Raw genomic sequence first — 20,727 nt, forward strand, 5'->3', positions numbered from 1 at the left:
TTACTGTGTGTTATCTAGCTACGCGGGCTAGTCTCTCGGAAAAAAGATGAAAATGGAATGAGGTAAAAAGCATCTCAGTTAAAATTTCCTATTTTCCTGTCGGATCTGGACGAGCCCGCTTCACTTACAATTTAAGGGAGGAATCAAAATGGAAATTTCTATCGGCATTATTCTTATTTTATGTATTTACACAGCTGTAGGTGTTTTAGACCAGATCTCTATTCAAATTGGGCCATATACGCCATTATTTGCTGCAACGTTTACAGGGTTGGTTTTAGGGGATGTTCAAACTGGTTTGATGATTGGGGCAACATTGCAATTGATGACGCTCGGTGTGGCAACTTATGGCGGAGCAACGGTTCCGGATTTTCTGTCTGGTGCAGTGATGGGGACGGCCTACGCGATTATTTCAGGAAAAGGTGCTGAGTATGGCATCGGAGTTGCAGTGCCTATTGGCTTATTATTAACGCAACTAGATATTCTCGGTAGAATGACCAATACATTTTTCCAGCATAAAGCAGATAAATATGCGGAAGAAGGAAATTATAAAGGAGTTGAACGTTGTAATATTTTGGGGATTTTTCCTTGGACATTATCACGAGTGATCCCAGTCTTTATCGGGTTAGCTTTTGGTGAGCAAGTTGTAACGGTGATCAATGAATGGATTCCGGTGTGGGTCATGAATGGTCTGAAAGCTGCTGGTGCCATTTTACCAGCTATGGGGATCGCTATTTTGATGCGTTACTTACCAATCAAACCCTATTGGCCGTATTTCATTATTGGTTTTGTCTTATTGGCTTATGGTGCGGCCTTCTTCTCTGTTTTAGGAGTGGCCTTGGTTGGTTTAGCGTTAGCAGCAATTTATGTTATGAATCAAAACAATAATAAAGGTTCTGCAACGTCTGCTGGAACAGTTGTCTATGAAGACGATGAGGAGGTAGAAATCGATGACTAACAAACTAACGAAAAAAGACATCAATAAAGTCTATCGGAGAAATTTATTTAGCTTACAATGGGGCTGGAATTATGAAAAAATGCAAGGTCTAGGGTATTCTTATGTGATCATGCCTGCCTTAAAACGATTATACGGGGATGATCCCGAGAAGATGAAAAAGGCGCTTAAAACCCAGATGGGCTTTTTCAATACAATACCAGCTATGTCGCATTTGATCATCGGGGCAGATATGGCTTTAGAGGAGATCGGGATTGAAGATGATCAGGCGATCACAGGATTAAAAACAGGACTGATGGGACCATTTGCGGGTGTAGGTGATACACTGTTTACTGCAATCTACCGAGCAATTGTTTTTTCAATTGCCGCATACATGGCTCAAGGAGGACAAGCTTTTGGTCTGGCAATCCCGATTATTGCAGGCTTAGCTGTTTTATGGGTGCGCTATAAATTTACATGGATCGGTTATAATCAAGGGAAAAAAATTGCCACGGAATTTTCGGATAAAATGAAGCTATTAACACAAGCTGCTGCAATTCTTGGATTAACAGTAGTTGGAGGATTGATTCCTTCGGTCATAACTTATAAACTAGAGTTGACCTATAAAATGGAAGAGGTGACCTTATCCATTCAAGAGATGCTGGATAAAATTCTACCAGCCTTGATTCCGCTGTCGATCGTTATGATGTCTTATTGGCTGTTGGGGAAGAAAAAAATGAATTCAACGCGTTTGATTTTTGTATTGATTCTACTTGGAATGGTTTTAGGTAATTTACAAGGAATCACTGCTTGGATCGGAAATCTATTTTAAAAAAGGATGATGAAGAATGACAATTGAACATGCACGTGTAGATGAACGTTTGATCCATGGTCAAGTAGCAACAGTTTGGACGAATACGTTAGGCGCTTAAAGAATTATGGTAGTCAACGACTTAGCGGTCAAAGATCAAATGCAGATTGGGGCATTGAAGATGGCTAAACCTGCTGGAGTAAAATTATCGATCCTTTCTAAACGAAAAGCAATTGAGAAAATTTTAGCTGGTAATTATGATGACGAAAAAGTTTTTTTGATTACAAAAGATATTCAAGATATGGCTGATTTGATCGATAGCGGTGTTCCCTTAAAAGCCTTTAACGTTGGGAACATTTCACAAAAAGATGACAGTAAACCAATCAAAAAATCAGTGGCTGTTACTGAAACAGATGTCCAAACAATTAAACGTTTAGATGAATTGGGCATAAAAATCACAGCACAAATGATTCCTTCAGAATCTGATGAAACAATTTTAAACTTTATTAAATAAGCAATGGGAGCTGAATATGCATGGATGCAATCAAAATTATCAGACAAAAATACAAAAACTTTTCTAAGGTCAATCGAAAGATCGCTGATTATATCTTGAAAGATCCAACCTTGGTTCTTTCCTTGACCGCAAATGAAATTGCATCCAATAGCGGCACCTCTCCAGCTTCTGTGACTCGTTTTTCTAAATCATTGACGTTTGATAGTTGGGAAGAGCTAAAACTGTCGATTGCAACAAAACAAGGTGCAGAACATGCGCCAAAAACAATTGATCCGATCGTAGCCGTGGATGACTCAATCGATACATTATGTGCAAAAGTAGAATCTTTACTAAATGCAACGATCGAAGATTTATTTGAGTTAGTTGATAAGCAGTCCTTAAGGCGTTCGATCGATGCAATCAAGCAAGCAGAGACAGTCTATTTGATTGGAATTGGTTCGTCTTCTTTAACGGCTTACGATTTATATCATAAATTTAATCGAGCTGGGAAAAAAGCAGTTTTTAATTATGATGTGCATATGCAATTTGAATTTTTAAATTACTCTAAGCCAGAGGATGTTTTGATTGCAATCTCGTATAGTGGCATGTCCAAAGAAGTCTTGATTGCTTGTGAAATTGCCCAGAAAAATCAAACAAAAATCATTTTCATTACTAGAAATGAAAGTGAACGGATCATGAAGTTAAGCGATGAAGTATTACTTGTACCAGCCAATGAACATCTACTACGAGTAGGCGCAATTGCTTCGATTGCTTCTACAATGGCTGTGGGAGACGTTTTATATTTAGGCTCAATCCAAGATGATTTAGATACGACAATTGAAAAAAATATGACGGATACAAGAAAATTGGTAGAGAAACTGAAAGAAAAGTAGGGATGTAGGATGAAGTTGGATGAATTGACCACTGAGTCACGAAATGCTGCAAGTAAAAATATCGATCAATTATCAACACTTGAAATGGTAAAAATCATTAATCAGGAAGATCAAAAAATTGCATTAGCCGTGGAAAAAGTCTTGCCCGTTCTAGCCCAAGCGATCGATCAAGCTGCTGAGCGTTATCAAAATGGCGGGCGTTTGATTTATTGCGGTGCAGGAACATCTGGCCGCTTAGGAACGTTAGATGCAATTGAGCTGACACCGACATATAGCGTGTCACCTGATAAAGCATTTGGATTGATTGCAGGTGGAAAAGAAGCCATGTTTCACGCAGTAGAAGGAGCCGAGGATTCAAAAGAACTAGCAGAAGCAGATTTAAAAAAATGTAACTTAACGGATAAAGACGTAATAATTGCAGTTGCAGCTAGTGGAAGAACGCCTTATGCAATCGGTGCGCTAGAATATGGTGAAAAAGTGGACGCTTTGACGATCGCTGTTACGTGTAATGAAGCAAGTGAAATGAATCGATTGGCGGCAATTGGTATTGCTCCTGTGGTCGGACCAGAAGTAATCACAGGTTCAACTCGTATGAAAGCAGGAACAGCCCAAAAAATGGTTTTAAATATGTTTTCAACAGGGATTATGATCAAAGTAGGAAATGTTTATCAGAATCTGATGGTCAATGTTCAACCAACAAATGAAAAATTGATTCAGCGTTCGATCCAGATTATTCATGAAGCAACAGGTGTTGAGCAAACGACTGCACAGGAATATTTGAGTTTGGCACATAATCACGTAGCAGAAGCTATTGTAATGATTCAAGGGCAAATTGGATTAGCTGATGCACAAGCGCTATTGAATCAACATAATCGGCGTATTTCTGATGTTCTTAGTGAGATAGGCTAATGGCTAAAATAGAGGGCAAGAACTAAGAAGGATACTTAAGTGGAGGAACAAGAATGAAACCAAAATTAATTTTAATGAGCCACGGTAAAATGGCAGCTGAAACCGTACAATCAGCCAAAATGATCGTTGGTGATTTAATAGAAGCAACGGTTGTTTCTATGACGGAAGTCGATGGCATGTCTGGTACAACAGATAAATTGATAAAGCTGCTTGAACCGTTAGGCAATGATCCAGTGTTGATAATAGCTGATCTAAAAGGTGGAACGCCGTGCAATGTAGCGCTGATGCAAATGAACGCTCGACCAAATCTACGTGTTTTATCTGGTTTAAACTTAGCGATGGTGATAGAAGCTGCAGTCTCACCAATTGAGGAAATCGATGAATTGGTCGATTATTTATCTGATATAGGTAAAAATGCCGTGGAGAAAATCGAGCTTCCTGAACTAGATGATGAAGAAGAATATGAAGAATGAAATTTGAGGTTGGGACAGAATCTTCTTATTTCTGAAGCCTTCACCAAGTAGGTACTACTCTAAATCCACACATCCATTCATGGTGATTTTTGACAATGTAATCGAAATGAAGTGTGGTGATAGATTCTGATTTCACTGTTTACTCTAATTCCATGTGGCTGGGCTGTAACTCGAAGGGTTATGTCTCAGTCACTTTTTCAATGACTTAAAAATATTATTTGCAGGAATCCTTTATTTTCTTTGAATCTACATGATACAATAAAATTTCTTGGAAAGGAGTGCAATAATGGAATCATTGAATTATTTACTAAAAATAGTAGACCAAATTAGTGATCTACCTTTAGAAAATCTCAAAGTTGAGGAACAAAATAAAGACTACCAAGGCCTAACCTTTTCAATCGGTCAACAAACATTCAGAAGTAGAACAGCTAAAATAACGCCTAAAAAATTAGGCTATTTTGTTGCTTTTTGGGAAAAAGATAGGGCAAATAAAAATCAGCCCTATGAGAGTGTTTCTGCACCAGAAAAATTAATCATCACAATCTTCGATCAAGAGAAAGTCGGGCAGTTTATATTTCCCAAGGCAATTTTAGCTGAACAACACATTTTGACAACCGGATCAATCAAAGGAAAGATGGCTTTGCGCCTTTATCCGGATTGGGTCATAGGGTTGAATAAAACAGCTAGCAAAACCCAGCAGTGGCAAAGTCCTTATTTTATTGATTTAACCGACACATGTGATGTGATGTTATTGCAACAGCTTTATTTTGACTGACGTAGACAAAAAAACAAAAAACAAGAAACAAGCAACAAAGCTTATTTCTTGCTTTAATAGTCATCAGTAAAGAAAATACAAACAATCATCTTCGTATAAAGGAAGTATCGAAAAAGATTACGTTGATGTTGATTATTGTGTTTCCTTAAAGAATACTTGGGAGTAGTAACTGACTATTAGGTAAAGAATCACTGCTTACTTAATAAATCATCCAGGAGAATGGGTAAAAGCTGGTTGGGATCAGCGTTTAATATAGTCAATGGTTGGTTGACAATTATATGTTAATATTTAAAAAGTAAGCAAGTGTTCTTTTAGATAGAAACGAATACACAAAAAAATGGCGTCGGACACACATCCAACGCCATTGTAAGTTCAATAAATAAGCATAAACACCTTCAAGTCAGAAAAAACTAGTATAAACCTCTAGAAATTTCAGTCAAAATTGAGTAAAATGGAAGATGTCAATGTATAAATATTGGCTCAAGCAACTTGATTGGTCAGGTGTTCACTGACTGTTCAGGGCTTCATGATTTAGTTGGTAGCTAAATCATGAAGTGCTTTTTTTTATCTTATTCATTTCTATCTATCCCCATTTTATAGGAAAACCCTTTTAGGGTCAATAAAGGGTTTGAAAAAAGTTACGTGAATCGCTAAATTGTTGTGAATAGGTCTGGAAAATATATCTACCAAAAACTAAAGTAAATGTGGCGTAACTAATGACTTAATGAGTGCTGAACAAAATCAGTGGGATAATGACATTAATTTATAAAGTAAAAGAGACGTAAGGATGATACAAGAGACTATCATTTTTAGGGATTGCTTCTGCATTTACGGTTCTCGTTTCACTCCGATCCTTGAAGCGTGGAGGACCGTTTGCTCCCACTGTTTATCCAGACACTTTTTGTAGCTGACCAATTAATCAAATACTGTAGACATTCTTTACTTTAAAAAAAGCATTAGTTAGCGTAAAATGTAAGTGCATCCAAAAATATAATGAAGCTGTGGGGAGCAAAAACAATGTTAATAGAACTTGTTTTAGTGCTGACGGTTTTCACATACGGCAGTAACTTTATCTTATCTCTGATTCTTAGGACGAAAGAAAAAATCCAAGGAATCGAAAAATTATCGATCTTTTTTGGTGTAAATATGACGATTTTACTTTTAGATGGGGTCTTTTTGTTTATTGGTAAAGCGATATCGGATAGCGGCGTTGCGGTTTTGGAGTAAGTGCTAGAAGGATGAAGGAAAGCTAAAATTAGTTTCCCTTCATTCATTTTTTTATCAAAAATTCGGCTAAAAGTCCTATATGAATGACGCAGATTTTCTGATAAGGTACAATAGAAAGAAACAACAGGAGGGTCAGCAAATGGCAAAGATCATGATCATAGAAGATGAGACAACGATTCGTGAGCTAATCAGCGAAGAGTTGCAAAAATGGCAGTTTGATACATTCGGAACGACAGATTTTAATCATGTGTTAGAAGATTTTCAAAGAGAAGATCCGCAATTGGTATTGTTGGATATCAATCTCCCAGTATTTGATGGTTATTATTGGTGCCAGAAAATCCGTGAAATTTCCAAAATTCCGATTATTTTTATTTCCAGCCGAAGTACCAATATGGATATGATTATGGCGATGAATATGGGGGCGGATGATTTTGTCACAAAGCCATTTCAAATCGATGTGCTGATTGCGAAAATCAATGCACTTTTACGTCGCTCATATAATTACTCCGAAGTCGGCAGTGAGATCATGTCACATAATGGTATTACCCTAAATGTTGATAACGGCAGTATGGAAATCAATGGTGAAGTGATTGATTTAAGTAAAAATGAATACCGTTTACTCTATATTTTGATCAAGAAACATGGCAAGATTTTAACACGAGAAAAACTATTGCGGGCTTTATGGGAAGACGAACGCTTTGTGGATGACAATACATTGACCGTCAACATCAATCGCTTAAGAAAAAAAATTGAACAGGCAGGTCTTGAAGGATATATTGAAACAAAAGTGGGACAAGGATATATCGTACCATAGAATAGGAGCATAAAATGACAATTAGTAAGTATTTAAAAGATCATTGGTTGTTATTGATCGGCTGGTTATTTTTTATTGGGGTGACTTGTTTTATTTTATGGCTTTCTCCAGATATGGTCGTGAATCCATCGATTATTGGGTATTTGGTCTTATTACAAGGGTTGTTTTTACTTTTATTTTTAACAATCGATTATTCATTAAAAAAAAGTTGGTGGCGTTCTTTAGATATTTCAGAACATCCGCCATCTTTGCAACATTATCTAGGTGAAGCATCAAAATCAGAAGAAAAATTGGCTCAAGACTATATTAACGGTTTGTTGGTGGAGCACCAGCAAGTTATGCAGCAGGCAATCAACAATCAACAGGATCAAAAAGATTATATCGACTCTTGGGTTCATGAAATCAAAGTACCGCTAGCGGCTGTCAATTTAGTTTTGCAATCGATCGAAGATGATATTCCAGAAAAGAAATATTATTTAGTCGAAAATGAGTTAAGTAAAATCGATGAATATGTGGAGCAAGTTCTTTATTATGCACGATTGGATAGTTTTTCTAGAGATTATTTGATCCAAGAATATTCGTTGAAGGAAATTGTTCAGTCGGTGATTCGGACACAAGGGAATTATTTTATTCAAAAGAGTTTACAGTTTTCTATTGAAGGTGACGATCAAATGGTGCTGACAGATGCAAAATGGGTGGCCTTTATTTTTAAACAACTTGTTAGTAATGCCATCAAATATACTCCAGCAGGCGGTAAGATCACGGTCATTATTTCCAGAACCAAAGAAGGGGCTTGGCTATCCTTGAAGGATACTGGGATCGGGATTCCTAAAGAAGATCAGCACAGGATTTTCGATAAGGGCTTTACAGGAGAAAATGGTCGGACTAGTGAACAGCATTCCACTGGTTTAGGGTTGTATTTAGCTAAAAGCCTGGCGGATAAGTTAGGCCATCAATTGACAATGGAGTCAGTTGAAGGAGACGGCACGACTATGAAATTGTTGTTTCCGTTTTTAAGTTATTTCAATGAAAGAAGATAGATAGCTACGTTGAGAAATGGAATCATTGTTTCTCAACGTGAGCTTTTTTATTTTTGCTTGTTCTTCTTCCATTAGAAAATATAGAATTTATAAAGGTTTTTGTATACATTATTGTTAAATAGAGTACGCTCCTTCAAGTCAATATTCTTTTATTTTCCATAAAACAAATAATGAGAGGAATTTTAGTAAACTTTTTGCTCTCGTATAGTTGTATAGCAAACGCTTTTATTGTTAGACTTAACACATCAAACTTTTGATAGGAGCTTATTATGGAGATATTAGTAGCGTTGATCCCGATGTTTGCTTGGGGTAGCATTGGTCTTGTCAGCGGCAAAATCGGTGGTAGTGCGAATCAGCAAACATTAGGTATGACGATTGGGGCCTTATTCTTTTCGACGATCATCTTTTTCATTGTTCAACCTGTGATCACTATTCAAATGGTTGTAATTGGTATTTTATCTGGTTTATTCTGGAGTGTGGGGCAAAATCAGCAATTCCATGGAATGAAATATTTAGGTGTATCAGTAGGTTTACCTGTTTCAACGGGGATGCAGCTGATCGTGAATACGATTGCTGGAGCAGTCTTTTTTCACGAATGGAAAGGCAGTCGAGATTATATTTTAGGCTTTATTGCTCTTGGTTTATTAGTATTAGGCGTATATCTAACAGCTCGCCAAGATGATGATAGTGGTGTAAAAACAACAAATTCGATGTTGGATTTTAACAAAGGATTACGAGCACTGATCTTTTCAACAGTTGGCTATGGCGCGTATACGATTATTATCAATGCAGCTGGGCTTGATCCGATGGGGATTATTTTACCTCAAAGTATCGGTATGTTGATTGGAGCCAGTTTCTTTGCTTTTAAAAAGGTTAAGTTGGATCGGTATGTTTGGCGTAATATGAGCTGTGGTCTATTGTGGGGGTTAGGGAATATCTGTATGTTGTTAACGATGCGACAACTTGGTTTAGCAATCAGTTTCTCTTTATCTCAAATGGGGATCATTATCTCTACATTAGGCGGTATTTATATTTTAGGTGAAACCAAGTCTAAAAAAGAAATGAGATATGTCATAATTGGTTGCCTATTCGTCATTTTAGGTGGTATCCTTTTAGGGTATATGAAAGCGTAAATGTCATATTTACGCTTCTTTTTATGAAAAAATTTGCAATGATTATACTAGAAAATGGATTGATTTACTGGAGGAAAAGAAATGTCGATGTTTCGGAAAAAAGAGCTGACAGCTGTTTCAAGTGAGCCAAGTGCAATGAAAAAGGATTTAAAAACAATGGATTTGATTTTGCTAGGGATCGGTGCAATTGTCGGGACAGGGATCTTTGTTGTAACAGGTGTTGCAGCTGAACAATATGCAGGTCCTGCGTTGTCACTTTCGTTTTTAGTTGCAGCAGGAGCCATCGTTTTAGCAGGGTTATGTTATACCGAGTTTGCTTCAAGGATTCCGGCAATTGGCGGTCCTTATGCCTATATGTATGTCGTTTTTGGAGAATTAGTTGCTTGGATGACAGGCTGGCTAGTGATTTGTGAATTCTTCTTAGCGGTTTCGTCTGTTGCTTCAGGATGGTCTGGTTATGTTCATGGATTTTTGAACAGTCTTGGGGTTGATTTACCGAAAGCTTTGAGTGGAGCGTACAACCCAGCCAAAGGAACATATATTGATATCATTGCTGTTTTGGTGCTTTTTGTAGTGATGTTTTGGGTATCATTGGAAGCTAAAACCGCTTTGCGTTTGAATAATATGATGGTATTTGTGAAGTTTGGAATCATTGCGTTGTTCTTAGTTGTTGGTATTTTTTATGTGAAACCAGATAATTGGCAACCCTTTATACCTTTTGGTTTTTCAGGTGTGGTTAGTGGTGCGGCAGTAGTCTTTTTTGCCTTTTTAGGTTTTGATGCTGTAAGTATGACCGCAGAAGAAGTAAAAAATCCGCAAAAAGACATCCCAAAAGGAATTATTGGGTCGATTATTATTGCAACTGTTTTGTATGTGATCGTGACCTTGATTTTAACTGGGATCGTTCCATTTGATGCACTTGGTGTGAAAGATCCAGTCGCGTTTGCAATGCGTTTTGTTCAACGTGATGGCGTAGCTGGTGTCATTTCTGTTGGCGCAATTTTAACCCTTTTAACTGTGACGATTTCGATGATGTATAGTTTAGCTAGAATTATTTATGCGATCAGTAAAGATGGTTTACTACCCAAATTTATGAGTAAAATCGATAAAAAAAATCGGACACCGAAAAATGCTACTTATGTTGCAGGTGTATGTACAATGATCTTTGCTGGATTAGTACCGATGGAGTTATTAGCGGAGTTGACGAATATTGTGACATTGATGTACTTGATCGTGATGGCAATCGGAATTATTCGCTTAAGAAAAGTCGCTGGCGATCCCAAACCAGGGGAATTTAAAATTCCATTTGTTCCGTTTGTCCCAATTTTACTCGTCGTTGTTAGTATTGGCTTGATGTTACAGTTGCAAGCAGCGACGTGGAAAGCTTTTGCGGTAGCATTAGTCTTAGGTTTTTTGATTTATTTTGGTTATGGTTATAAACATAGTAATGAAAATAAGGCGAATAATTAAGAGTAGAAATCAGTGATCGTAGTGGTTACTGATTTTTTTGAGTTCTTTTTTGAGAAAAAATGAATTTCACTGTAAATCGTGATTCGTTTAAAGTATAGTGATAGTAAATAAAAAAAGGGAGGATTCAAAGAATGTCTTACCGAATTGAAAAAGATTCTATGGGAGAAATTCAAGTACCAGAGTCAGCATTTTGGGGTGCACAAACCGAACGTAGTCGTCAAAATTTTAACATTGGTATCGAGAAAATGCCTAACGCCCTCATTAAAGCACTTGCTTTAATAAAAAAAACGGCTGCTAAAGCAAATGAAACAACGGGGAAATTAGAAACCTCGATCAGTGAGGCTATCCAAATGGCAGCCGATAAAATTATTAAGGGTGAAGCTGATCAACATTTTCCTTTGTCATTATGGCAAACAGGTAGTGGTACACAAACGAATATGAATGTAAATGAAGTTATTGCCCATTTAGCTGCTAATACTGGCGTGACAGTTCATCCCAATGACCATGTCAATATGTCACAAAGCTCAAACGATGTTTTTCCGACAGCGATTCACATAGCAGCTGTGCAGTTGATCGAACAACAGTTGTTTCCAGTCATAAAACAAATGATTCAAACGTTGCAAAGACTTGAAAATGAAAATGAAAAAATTATAAAAATCGGTCGAACTCATTTGCAAGATGCCACCCCCGTAACCTTTGCACAGGAAATCAGCGGTTGGCGTTCGGGACTAGAACATAGTTTCCAGATGTTAGCATTGGCGATACAAGAGCTTAAACAGTTAGCAATTGGCGGTACAGCAGTTGGAACCGGGCTAAATGCTTCAAACGAGTACATTGAGTTGTTCTTTAACTATTTGAATGCAGAGACTGATAGTGAATTTTCTGAAGATCCCAACAAATTCCATGCGTTAGCAAGTAAAGATGCGGCTGTTTTTACATCGGGTGCTTTAAAAGCTTTAGCGGCAAATGCGATGAAAATGGCAAATGACATTCGCTGGATGGCAAGTGGTCCCCGTAGTGGGTTGGGAGAAATCACGATTCCGGCTAATGAACCAGGAAGCTCCATCATGCCGGGGAAAATCAATCCAACTCAATGTGAGGCGTTAACAATGATCGCTGTTCAAGTGATGGGCAATGACACGACCATTGGCATCAGTGCCTCACAAGGAAATTTTGAATTAAATGTTTATATGCCAGTCGTTGCTTACAACTTACTTCAAAGTATTCAATTGCTTACGGATGGATTGCGCTCATTTAATCAAAACTGTTTAGTTGGAATGAAAGCGGATCAAGAAAAAATGACTCAATATGTTGAGCAATCTTTGATGCTAGTAACGGCATTAAATCCACATATCGGTTATGATAACGGTGCGCAAATCGCCAAAAAAGCATTTCAAGAAAATACAACACTAAAACAAGCAGCACTGTCGTTAGGATTAGTGACAGAAGCGGACTATGACGCTTGGGTCAAACCAGAGCAGATGCTAGGAAAATAAACAGTGGTTCATTTGGAAAGGACGAGAAAAGATGCCAGACATTTATGAAAAAGCCTTAAAAGCACACGCACAATGGCGCGGAAAAATCGATGTTCATTCAAAGGTCGAAGTGAAAACAAAAGAGGATCTATCATTGGCTTACACACCAGGCGTTGCAGAACCGTGTAGAAAAATTCATGAGAGTCCAAATTCTGTTTACGATTATACTTGGAAAGGCAATACTGTAGCAGTCGTAACAGATGGAACAGCCGTTTTGGGTTTAGGGGATATAGGACCAAAAGCTGCTTTGCCAGTTATGGAAGGCAAAGCATTGCTATTTAAAGAATTCGCTGGAATTGATGCGATCCCAATTTGTTTAGATACTAAAGACCCTAAAGAAATCATCAACATCATCAAAGCGATGGCGCCCACATTTGGCGGAATCAACTTAGAAGATATCTCAGCACCTCGCTGTGTGGAAATTGAGCGTACATTGATCGAAGAGCTAGATATTCCAGTTTTTCATGATGATCAGCATGGCACAGCAATCGTTACGATTGCTGCATTGATCAATGCATTAAAAATTGTTCATAAAAATGTAGCGGAAATCAACGTTGTTGTGTCGGGAACAGGTGCTGCTGGCAGTGCTATCATAAAAATGCTTCATCATTTTGGTGTTAAGAATATTATTGCCTTTAATATCAATGGTGCATTATCCAAAACGATGGAAAGACCCATGGACTTTTTAGAAAAAGAAATCGTGGAAATTACTAACAAAGAACATTTCAATGGTTCACTAGAAGAAGCAATGGTCGGCGCAGATGTTTTTATCGGCGTCTCTGCACCTAAATTAGTTTCTAAAGAAATGGTAGCATCTATGAATACTGGTGCAATCGTCTTTCCAATGGCCAATCCTGAATCGGAAATTGACTATCAAGATGCGATCGATGCAGGGGCAGCGGTCGTTGGAACAGGACGTTCTGATCATCCCAATCAAATTAACAATGTACTAGCCTTTCCTGGTTTGTTTAAAGGGGCATTTGTGGCAGGCGCTACGAAAATTACGGAAAATATGAAATTAGCTGCTGCAAAAGCCATTGCTGAAATCATCCCAGAATCAGAGTTAACCAGTGAGTACATTATTCCATCCCCTTTCAATCAAGAAGTGGTAGATGTCATCATTCGAGAAGTAGCTGAAGCGGCTGTTCAAGATGGGGTTATTCGAACATCAGCGTACAAGTAATAGAGAGTTTCTGCCAGCTGAGCCAATGTGGAGTTGGCAGCAGCTTTTTTATCTAGAGAAAATACAAGGATTTCTAGTTCAATAAAGCCAAGTATGGTATACTATCTAGGAGTAAATTCAAGAGAATGCTAAAAGGAGGATGTTTCTACATGTCAGAAAAAGAAACATTTTATATCACTACCCCGATTTATTATCCAAGTGGACAACTACATATCGGCAATTCTTATACAACGATTGCTTGTGATGCGATGGCTCGTTACAAACGATTGATGGGCTTTGACGTATTTTACTTAACAGGTGTGGATGAACATGGACAAAAAATTGAAAATAAAGCCTCAGAATTAGGCGTTACACCAAAAGAATATGTTGATAAAATGGCCGCAGATGTCCAAAAATTATGGAAAACACTTGATATCAGCTACGATAAATTTATTCGTACAACAGATGATTACCATAAAAAAGCAGTGCAGCAAATCTTTGATCGTTTATTAGAACAAGGGGATATTTACCTTGGCGAATATGAAGGTTGGTACTCTGTTTCAGATGAAGAATACTTTACGGAAACACAATTAGCAGAAGTTTACCGTGACGAAGAAGGCAAAGTAATCGGTGGGAAAGCACCAAGTGGTCACGAAGTTGAGCTAGTTAAAGAAGAATCTTATTTCTTCCGTATGAGTAAATATGCGGATCGTTTATTGGAATATTACAATGAACATCCAGAATTTATCCAACCAGAATCACGTAAAAATGAAATGATCAATAATTTTATCAAACCTGGTCTAGAAGATTTAGCTGTATCACGTACGACATTTTCATGGGGAATCCCTTTATCAAATGATCCAAAACATGTAGTTTACGTATGGATCGACGCTTTATCAAACTATATCACCGCTTTAGGGTATGGTTCAGACGATGATAGCTTATTCCAAAAATACTGGCCGGCAGATGTTCATATGGTCGGAAAAGAAATCGTTCGTTTCCACACGATTTATTGGCCGATCATGTTGATGGCTTTAGACTTACCATTACCGAAGAAAATTTTCGGTCACGGTTGGTTATTGATGAAAGACGGAAAAATGTCTAAATCTAAAGGGAATGTCGTTTATCCTGAGATCCTTGTTGATCGCTATGGTCTAGATGCGCTACGTTATTACTTATTACGTGCGATTCCATTTGGCAGTGACGGAGTCTTTACACCAGAAGATTTTGTTTCTCGTTTAAATTATGATCTAGCGAACGATTTAGGTAATCTATTAAACCGTACGATTGCTATGATCAATAAATATTGTGAGGGACATGTTCCAGCATATGCTTCAAAAGTGACGCCATTTGATAGCGAGTTATCAACAACCGCTGCAAATGTGATTGGTAAATATCATGAAGCAATGGAAAAAATGGAATTTAACACAGCAATTGCTGAAGTTTGGACATTGATTTCGCGCGCTAATAAATATATCGATGAAACACAACCATGGGTTTTAGCGAAAGATGAAGAAAAGAAAAATGAGTTGGACAGTGTTATGGTTCATTTAGCTGAAAGCTTACGTATCGTAGCGATTTTATTACAGCCTGTGATGACAGAGACTCCGACAAAAATCTTTGAACAATTAGGGTTAGATCCTGAAACAATGAATATGGAAGCAATCCATTTCGGTGAGTTTCCAACAGAAATTAAAGTTGTTGCGAAAGGAACACCTATTTTCCCTCGTTTAGAGATTGACACTGAAGTGCTATATATTCAAAAGAAGATGGCTCAAAATGCCCAAACAACAACAGAAGAAATCAAATGGGACCCAGAAGAAACAGAGCTTATTTCAACAAAAGAAAAAGAAATCAAGTATGAAGATTTTGATAAAGTAGAATTAAAAGTAGCAGAAGTCATTGATTGTAAAAAAGTCAAAGGGGCTGATAAATTGCTACAGTTCCGCTTAGCTGCAGGCGATGAACAAGATCGTCAAATTCTTTCTGGGGTTGCAGAATTTTATCCAGATCCAAGTGCCTTGATTGGTAAAAAAGTTGTGATTGTAGCAAACTTAAAACCAAGAAAAATGCGTGGACAGATCAGTCAGGGAATGATTCTTTCAGCCGAATCTTCAGACGGTAAATTACAAATCATTGATGCACCAAAAGATATGCCAAACGGAGCAAGTATCGCATAGTTGAGGTGTGAAAATCATTAAACCAAAAATAATCAGAGTATTTGTCTAATAACAAAATTAGGCAGATGTTCTGGTTTTTTTTAGATAAATCGAATATTTTGGAAAATATCGCTAAAATTTATATCAAAAGGATATATTTTATTGTATCATTATGATAGAACCAAAAAAATTGAGTTACTAAACAAGGAGAATGTTTGATGAAGATGAAGAAGTACATGTTGGGGATTATAACAGGAGTTGCGATTTTTTTATTAGCAGCCTGTGGATCGGATCCAAGAAAAGAATTTACTAATGCGTTTCTTAATTCTAAGGGAGACGAGTATAACGCAGCTAGTTTTGAAATGAAGATTAAAGACTTAGAGTATGATGGTGATGAAGGCGGCGCGTATGTCAAAATGTTCGCTAGCCAATTAAAAGATATGAGTATCGACGGAAAGTATGCGATCGATGAAAAAACAGATGCAATGGAAATGGAAATCACAGCAAATCTATTTGGCGAAAAATTACCATTCCAATTTGTTGGAGATAAAGACAAGTACTTCATGTCGACTAGTTTTGTTTCAGGAATGCTGGATATAGCCAATTCATTTAATTATCCAATAGAACTAAGTAAAAGCGATTTGAATAAATTAAAAGGAAAATATATCGATATTGCTGAAGCTGGCGATACACTTACTTCAGGTGAATTGGACAAAAAAGCCAATCCATTGAAGAACAAAACCTTTACAAATGCTGAGGATTCTAAAATGGGTCGCGAAATGAAGAAGCTGATCGAAAGCTTCGATAAAAAATCATTTACACAAGATAAAGATGTTGTGACACATACATTCACCAAAAAAGAAATTATTAAAATGCTAGAGAAAATCGATGAAGTTGCCAAAGAAGATAAAGACTACAAAAAATCAGGCGATGCCAAAGAAATGAAAGATGCGATCAAATCTTTAAAAAATGATCTGGATAAAATGGATATCAAGATCAGTATCAACAAAAAAACAAAAGCACTTGATATGGAAATGGTATTAGCTGCAACAGATGAAGACGATGCTAAAATGAGTATTGTGATGACAATGGCTGTTACACCACAAAAAAATAGTGGAAAGATCAAGATGCCAAGTAAAAAAGAAATCATCAGTCAAGATGAATTAGAAGCTATTTTGTCTAATATTACTGGAGCAGCAACAGATGATTCGGAGCTAGATTTAGAGGATGACTCAATTGATTATAGTGATTTAAAAGATGATCCTGAAATTCAAAAATTGATGGATGAGCAATTAGATGCAATGATCAAACAAATCGAAGCTAACCCAAGTGCCGTAACAGAAGAAAATGCGAAAGAAGCACGTGAAGGCGCTAAAGAAATTTTCAATGAAGAGCAAATGAAAAAATTAAACGACGCCTTGGATAAAGCATTAAAAGGTGGAGCGATTTAAAAAAAGAATAAAAACGATGTTTTCTGCAGCTAAGTCTAGACTGACTAGCGCAGAGAGCATCTTTTTTTGTATATTCAGATGCAATTGATTGGACTATAATAGGTAATAAGAATCTATCGGGTAAAGGAGAAAAACATGTGTGTATTTTGTGACGTAACAGATTTTGTGATAGAAAATGATTTAGCTGGTGCTTTTTATGATCGATTTCCTGTTAGTAAAGGACATTTATTAATTATACCGAAAAAACATAAAATGGACTATTTCGATTTATCTATAGCGGAAAAGGGTGCAATTGACGAATTACTCAAAGTTGCTAAAAAAATAGTAGAAGAAAGCTATCGACCAGATGGTTTCAACATTGGGACAAATTGTGGCATCAATGCAGGTCAAAGTATTATGCACTGTCATATACATTTGATTCCTAGATATGTTGGTGACATGACAAATCCAAAAGGTGGAGTAAGAGGCGTGATCCCATCAAAACAACAGTATTAAAAATGGAGGGAATGTGGAATGATTCTAAGAGAGTTGACTTCAACAGATGAACAAAAGTATTTGGCATTTGTCAAAGAATGGACAAATGCAGGAGCCTCTAAAATAACACCATCCTCTGTTCATTTAAATGGGCTAACCTTTCAAGAGTGGCTAGTGAAACTTGAAAAAGATAAACTTAGTGAACAGAACGATTTTGTTCCAGCAGAGACACTCTTTCTGGAAGTAGCGAACAAATTAGTTGGAGCTGTTCAATTAAGATACAAGTTGACCGAGGGACTAGTACAAATTGGCGGTAATATTGGTTTTGGTGTCGTGCCTTTTGAACGGGGAAAAGGGTATGCTAATGTGCTACTTGCTCAATCACTAGAAATTTTTCAAAAGCGTGGATTTTCTAAAGTAATGCTTACCTGTGACAAAATAAATATGAGCTCAAAAAAAACAATCCAAAAAAATGGAGGTATATTATCCGCTGAATATTTGGTTGAAGGAACCATAGTTCAGCGATTTTGGATTGAGTTAGCAGTGGCAAAAAATAGCGAGTAAAGGGTTGAAACAGAAGAAATTCCTGTTTAGTTAGAGGGATCAACCGCTTCTGTTTCCACCATATTTTTAGAGGAGCGGAACGCATTTGGCGAAAATCCAGTATATTTTTTAAAGGCACGGCTAAAATAAGCTGCATCAGTATATCCAACCATTTGAGCTAGCTCTCCGATAGAAACCGTCTTATTTTCTAAAATAGTGATAGCCTGATTGAGTCGATAACTGGTTAAATAATCAGAAAAAGTAATTCCCATTTTTTCTTTAAATAAAGTCCCTAGATGTTGGCGGCTGACATGCATGATGTCTGCAAGTTCCGTTAATTTGATTTCATCCATATAGTGATCGGCAATATATTTTTGAGTGAAATCAATATAATCGTAATGTTGTTCTAATTCCTCCAACAGTTGATAAAGCTTTTTATTAGATTCAAGAATGCCAGCTGTTTTGAATTTATTAGTGATTTGCCCAATACTGTCTTCAACAGGCGTTCGCTCAAATGAAGAACCACCGATGTAACCGTGAGCCGTAGTTTGTTTAAACATATAGTCTGCATCCAACGGACTATCCACAGGTCCACCATAAATCATGCGAATGACTTTTGGATCGACTTTTTCACAGATGGCAAATAATTCATTGGCTATTTTTTTTCCAGCTTCTAAAGATAGAATCTTTTTTGCACCAACTGTTCCACCACCAGTCAGGCCTAAATGAACACAAATGATATCAGCACCTGCAGCTAACATTTGTTTTGTTTGTGTTTGATTGAAGACAAAGGCGATTGTCAGTAGCCCTAATTCATGTGCAAGTTTAATAGAGGCAACTTCTTGGTCGTAACTTAAATTATTTTCGTCTAACCATTCTCTAAATTGACCATCAAACATCCCCACAGTTGGGAAGTTATTGATTCCAGCAAAGCCATTTGCTTTTATTGCCAGTAGCCATTCTTTTTTATTGATTGTAGGATCAGTTCCGTTAAAGCCAAAGAAGACTGGACTATTTTTTACTCTAGGCAAAATCTCTCTTCGACCATAGTCCATCACCATCTCATTAGCATTCGAAAAAGGCAGCCAGCCTGCCAAGGAGCTAACCCCCATTTGTCGAAATTTTCCAGAATTCAATGCTAAAATGAAGTCAGCACCACCATTTTCGGCCACTTTTGCGGCTAAACCTGAGCCCGCTGCCACGCCGATAACTCGTTTTCCAGCTTGAACCTGTTTTTTAAGCTGAGTCATTTGTTTTTGTTCCACTTTAAGCAACCCTTCCTGTAAGCTTTTCTTTATTATAAACGGAAATCATTATAAAAGAATGGGAGTGGGACAAAAGTAAAAAACACTGTTGTTTCACACCCTAAATACGAATAAACAGTGGGAGAAGAAGCAACCCCTTCGGAAATAAGCTGAAATTCACAAAAATTTGAAGAGCAATTTTCGTGAATTCTTTCTTATTTCTCGGGGTTAAACACTCCTGTCCCAACCTCATTTTTTTTCAGTTAAATTTAACGAATGTTCTTAAATGCTTGAGTTTGTTCTTTGATTCCTTTTTCAGCAGCAAATCGTTCAATGCTTGAAGCGCCGAAAAAGCCATGAACACCAGTTGTATGCTCTATGATGTATTGAGCATCTTTTGGTTCTGCGATTGGTCCACCATGACAGATCACCAAGATTTCTGGGTTGATTTCTTTGGCTGCGTCTGCAATTTCTTGAACACGTTTGGCAGATTCTTCTAACGTTAGAGCGGTTTGGGCACCAATACTTCCTTTAGTTGTTAGTCCCATGTGAGCTACGATCATGTCTGCACCGGCTTGTGCCATTTTTCGTGCTTGCTCAGGATCAAAAACATATGGTGTTGTTAAAAGATCTAATTCGTGAGCTTTCGCAATCATTTCAACTTCTAAATCATACCCCATACCTGTTTCTTCTAAATTTTGTCTGAAGACGCCATCAATTAATCCTACGGTTGGAAAATTTTGAACACCAGAAAAACCTTGTTCTTTTAATTGTTTCAAGAAGACATCCATTACACGAAATGGATCAGTCCCGCATACCCCTGCTAAAACTGGTGTTTTTTCGACGACTGGAAGGACTTCTGCACCCATTTCCACGACGATTTGGTTGGCATCGCCATAAGATAATAATCCAGCGAGCGAACCGCGTCCAGCCATTCTGTAACGTCCTGAATTGTAAATAATCAGCATATCCGTTCCACCTGCTTCAGAACTTTTGGCGGTGATCCCGGTTCCTGCTCCCACGCCTAATAAAATGTTTCCTGCAGCGATTTGTTGACGAAAGTCGGCTAAGATTTCTGTTCTTGTTTTTCTCATGAGTTCGTTCCTCCTAAATTTAAAAGCTGAAAGAGTTCGTTCAGTCTCAACTAGAAAATAGAAAAAAATAACTGAGATGCTTTTTGTTTCATTTAG

Annotated in this window: 19 protein-coding genes and 1 pseudogene; 18 read left to right on the forward strand and 2 right to left on the reverse strand. The window is 37.4% G+C overall.

Features of this window, described 5'->3' with window-relative positions:
- Positions 1-148 precede the first annotated feature (148 nt).
- The 18 genes and pseudogenes from A5866_RS14350 (at position 149) to A5866_RS14435 (ending at position 18,314) form a co-directional block, all read left to right on the forward strand.
- Positions 149-955 carry a PTS mannose/fructose/sorbose/N-acetylgalactosamine transporter subunit IIC gene (locus A5866_RS14350; RefSeq protein WP_086445038.1) on the forward strand — a complete coding sequence of 269 codons (807 nt, stop codon included), beginning with the start codon at positions 149-151 and terminating at the stop codon, positions 953-955.
- The gene (locus tag A5866_RS14355) at positions 948-1,763 is read left to right on the forward strand and encodes a PTS system mannose/fructose/sorbose family transporter subunit IID (RefSeq protein WP_086445037.1); all 816 of its coding nucleotides are present in this window, start codon (positions 948-950) and stop codon (positions 1,761-1,763) included. The genes A5866_RS14350 and A5866_RS14355 overlap by 8 nt, the downstream gene beginning before the upstream one ends.
- Positions 1,764-1,779: 16 nt before the next feature.
- A pseudogene (locus tag A5866_RS14360) lies at positions 1,780-2,256 on the forward strand (PTS system mannose/fructose/N-acetylgalactosamine-transporter subunit IIB).
- A 20-nt stretch (positions 2,257-2,276) separates the two neighbouring features.
- Positions 2,277-3,128 carry a MurR/RpiR family transcriptional regulator gene (locus tag A5866_RS14365; RefSeq protein ID WP_086445036.1) on the forward strand — a complete coding sequence of 284 codons (852 nt, stop codon included), beginning with the start codon at positions 2,277-2,279 and terminating at the stop codon, positions 3,126-3,128.
- 9 nt (positions 3,129-3,137) lie between these two features.
- Positions 3,138-4,037, forward strand: a complete 900-nt coding sequence (murQ, locus tag A5866_RS14370; protein WP_086445035.1) for an N-acetylmuramic acid 6-phosphate etherase — start codon at positions 3,138-3,140, stop codon at positions 4,035-4,037.
- 53 nt (positions 4,038-4,090) lie between these two features.
- A complete protein-coding gene (locus tag A5866_RS14375) occupies positions 4,091-4,510 on the forward strand; it encodes a PTS sugar transporter subunit IIA (protein ID WP_086445034.1) in 420 nt (139 codons plus the stop codon).
- A 286-nt stretch (positions 4,511-4,796) separates the two neighbouring features.
- Positions 4,797-5,285 carry a MepB family protein gene (locus tag A5866_RS14380; RefSeq protein WP_086445033.1) on the forward strand — a complete coding sequence of 163 codons (489 nt, stop codon included), beginning with the start codon at positions 4,797-4,799 and terminating at the stop codon, positions 5,283-5,285.
- Positions 5,286-6,302: 1,017 nt separating this feature from the next.
- Entirely contained in the window at positions 6,303-6,512 is a 210-nt protein-coding gene (locus A5866_RS14385; protein WP_086279877.1) for a hypothetical protein, read from the forward strand.
- Positions 6,513-6,651: 139 nt separating this feature from the next.
- On the forward strand, positions 6,652-7,326 hold the full coding sequence (gene sapR / locus A5866_RS14390; RefSeq protein WP_086279881.1) for a two-component system response regulator SapR: 675 nt from the start codon (positions 6,652-6,654) through the stop codon (positions 7,324-7,326).
- A gap of 14 nt (positions 7,327-7,340) precedes the next feature.
- Positions 7,341-8,366 (forward strand): two-component system sensor histidine kinase SapS, encoded by a 1,026-nt coding sequence (gene sapS / locus A5866_RS14395; protein WP_086445032.1) that lies wholly within the window; start codon positions 7,341-7,343, stop codon positions 8,364-8,366.
- 269 nt (positions 8,367-8,635) lie between these two features.
- A complete protein-coding gene (locus A5866_RS14400) occupies positions 8,636-9,499 on the forward strand; it encodes a GRP family sugar transporter (protein WP_086445031.1) in 864 nt (287 codons plus the stop codon).
- A gap of 81 nt (positions 9,500-9,580) precedes the next feature.
- Positions 9,581-10,969 carry an amino acid permease gene (locus A5866_RS14405; protein WP_086445030.1) on the forward strand — a complete coding sequence of 463 codons (1,389 nt, stop codon included), beginning with the start codon at positions 9,581-9,583 and terminating at the stop codon, positions 10,967-10,969.
- Positions 10,970-11,100: 131 nt separating this feature from the next.
- Positions 11,101-12,465, forward strand: a complete 1,365-nt coding sequence (gene fumC, locus A5866_RS14410; protein ID WP_086445029.1) for a class II fumarate hydratase — start codon at positions 11,101-11,103, stop codon at positions 12,463-12,465.
- Between the two features lie 31 nt (positions 12,466-12,496).
- A complete protein-coding gene (locus tag A5866_RS14415) occupies positions 12,497-13,687 on the forward strand; it encodes an NAD(P)-dependent malic enzyme (RefSeq protein WP_086445028.1) in 1,191 nt (396 codons plus the stop codon).
- Positions 13,688-13,836: 149 nt separating this feature from the next.
- On the forward strand, positions 13,837-15,846 hold the full coding sequence (gene metG / locus A5866_RS14420) for a methionine--tRNA ligase (RefSeq protein WP_086445027.1): 2,010 nt from the start codon (positions 13,837-13,839) through the stop codon (positions 15,844-15,846).
- 197 nt (positions 15,847-16,043) lie between these two features.
- Positions 16,044-17,276 carry a hypothetical protein gene (locus tag A5866_RS14425; protein WP_086445026.1) on the forward strand — a complete coding sequence of 411 codons (1,233 nt, stop codon included), beginning with the start codon at positions 16,044-16,046 and terminating at the stop codon, positions 17,274-17,276.
- A gap of 135 nt (positions 17,277-17,411) precedes the next feature.
- A complete protein-coding gene (locus A5866_RS14430) occupies positions 17,412-17,771 on the forward strand; it encodes an HIT family protein (RefSeq protein ID WP_086279904.1) in 360 nt (119 codons plus the stop codon).
- Positions 17,772-17,789: 18 nt separating this feature from the next.
- On the forward strand, positions 17,790-18,314 hold the full coding sequence (locus A5866_RS14435) for a GNAT family N-acetyltransferase (RefSeq protein WP_086445025.1): 525 nt from the start codon (positions 17,790-17,792) through the stop codon (positions 18,312-18,314).
- A gap of 26 nt (positions 18,315-18,340) precedes the next feature.
- On the opposite strand, the gene A5866_RS14440 is transcribed toward A5866_RS14435, so the two are convergent.
- Together A5866_RS14440 and A5866_RS14445 are read right to left on the reverse strand one after the other, a co-directional pair.
- Positions 18,341-19,558: a phosphoenolpyruvate hydrolase family protein gene (locus A5866_RS14440; protein ID WP_254907595.1), complete on the reverse strand. Its 1,218-nt coding sequence runs from the start codon at positions 19,556-19,558 to the stop codon at positions 18,341-18,343.
- Between the two features lie 248 nt (positions 19,559-19,806).
- Positions 19,807-20,631 carry a phosphoenolpyruvate hydrolase family protein gene (locus A5866_RS14445; RefSeq protein ID WP_086445024.1) on the reverse strand — a complete coding sequence of 275 codons (825 nt, stop codon included), beginning with the start codon at positions 20,629-20,631 and terminating at the stop codon, positions 19,807-19,809.
- Between the last annotated feature and the right edge of the window lie 96 nt (positions 20,632-20,727).

The organism is Enterococcus sp. 12C11_DIV0727 (assembly GCF_002148425.2).
In the GTDB taxonomy this organism is placed as follows: Bacteria; Bacillota; Bacilli; order Lactobacillales; family Enterococcaceae; genus Enterococcus_L; species Enterococcus_L lemimoniae.

Excerpts from the sequence above, each read along its gene's own strand:
- A5866_RS14405 (WP_086445030.1), top strand. The coding sequence starts at position 9,581 with ATGTCGATGTTTCGGAAAAAAGAGCTGACAGCTGTTTCAAGTGAGCCA.
- A5866_RS14375 (WP_086445034.1), top strand. The coding sequence starts at position 4,091 with ATGAAACCAAAATTAATTTTAATGAGCCACGGTAAAATGGCAGCTGAA.
- murQ (WP_086445035.1), top strand. The coding sequence starts at position 3,138 with ATGAAGTTGGATGAATTGACCACTGAGTCACGAAATGCTGCAAGTAAA.
- A5866_RS14430 (WP_086279904.1), top strand. The coding sequence starts at position 17,412 with ATGTGTGTATTTTGTGACGTAACAGATTTTGTGATAGAAAATGATTTA.
- sapR (WP_086279881.1), top strand. The coding sequence starts at position 6,652 with ATGGCAAAGATCATGATCATAGAAGATGAGACAACGATTCGTGAGCTA.
- A5866_RS14435 (WP_086445025.1), top strand. The coding sequence starts at position 17,790 with ATGATTCTAAGAGAGTTGACTTCAACAGATGAACAAAAGTATTTGGCA.
- A5866_RS14400 (WP_086445031.1), top strand. The coding sequence starts at position 8,636 with ATGGAGATATTAGTAGCGTTGATCCCGATGTTTGCTTGGGGTAGCATT.
- A5866_RS14385 (WP_086279877.1), top strand. The coding sequence starts at position 6,303 with ATGTTAATAGAACTTGTTTTAGTGCTGACGGTTTTCACATACGGCAGT.
- A5866_RS14365 (WP_086445036.1), top strand. The coding sequence starts at position 2,277 with ATGGATGCAATCAAAATTATCAGACAAAAATACAAAAACTTTTCTAAG.
- A5866_RS14380 (WP_086445033.1), top strand. The coding sequence starts at position 4,797 with ATGGAATCATTGAATTATTTACTAAAAATAGTAGACCAAATTAGTGAT.
- A5866_RS14415 (WP_086445028.1), top strand. The coding sequence starts at position 12,497 with ATGCCAGACATTTATGAAAAAGCCTTAAAAGCACACGCACAATGGCGC.
- sapS (WP_086445032.1), top strand. The coding sequence starts at position 7,341 with ATGACAATTAGTAAGTATTTAAAAGATCATTGGTTGTTATTGATCGGC.
- A5866_RS14445 (WP_086445024.1), bottom strand. The coding sequence starts at position 20,631 with ATGAGAAAAACAAGAACAGAAATCTTAGCCGACTTTCGTCAACAAATC.
- A5866_RS14355 (WP_086445037.1), top strand. The coding sequence starts at position 948 with ATGACTAACAAACTAACGAAAAAAGACATCAATAAAGTCTATCGGAGA.
- A5866_RS14425 (WP_086445026.1), top strand. The coding sequence starts at position 16,044 with ATGAAGATGAAGAAGTACATGTTGGGGATTATAACAGGAGTTGCGATT.
- A5866_RS14350 (WP_086445038.1), top strand. The coding sequence starts at position 149 with ATGGAAATTTCTATCGGCATTATTCTTATTTTATGTATTTACACAGCT.
- fumC (WP_086445029.1), top strand. The coding sequence starts at position 11,101 with ATGTCTTACCGAATTGAAAAAGATTCTATGGGAGAAATTCAAGTACCA.
- metG (WP_086445027.1), top strand. The coding sequence starts at position 13,837 with ATGTCAGAAAAAGAAACATTTTATATCACTACCCCGATTTATTATCCA.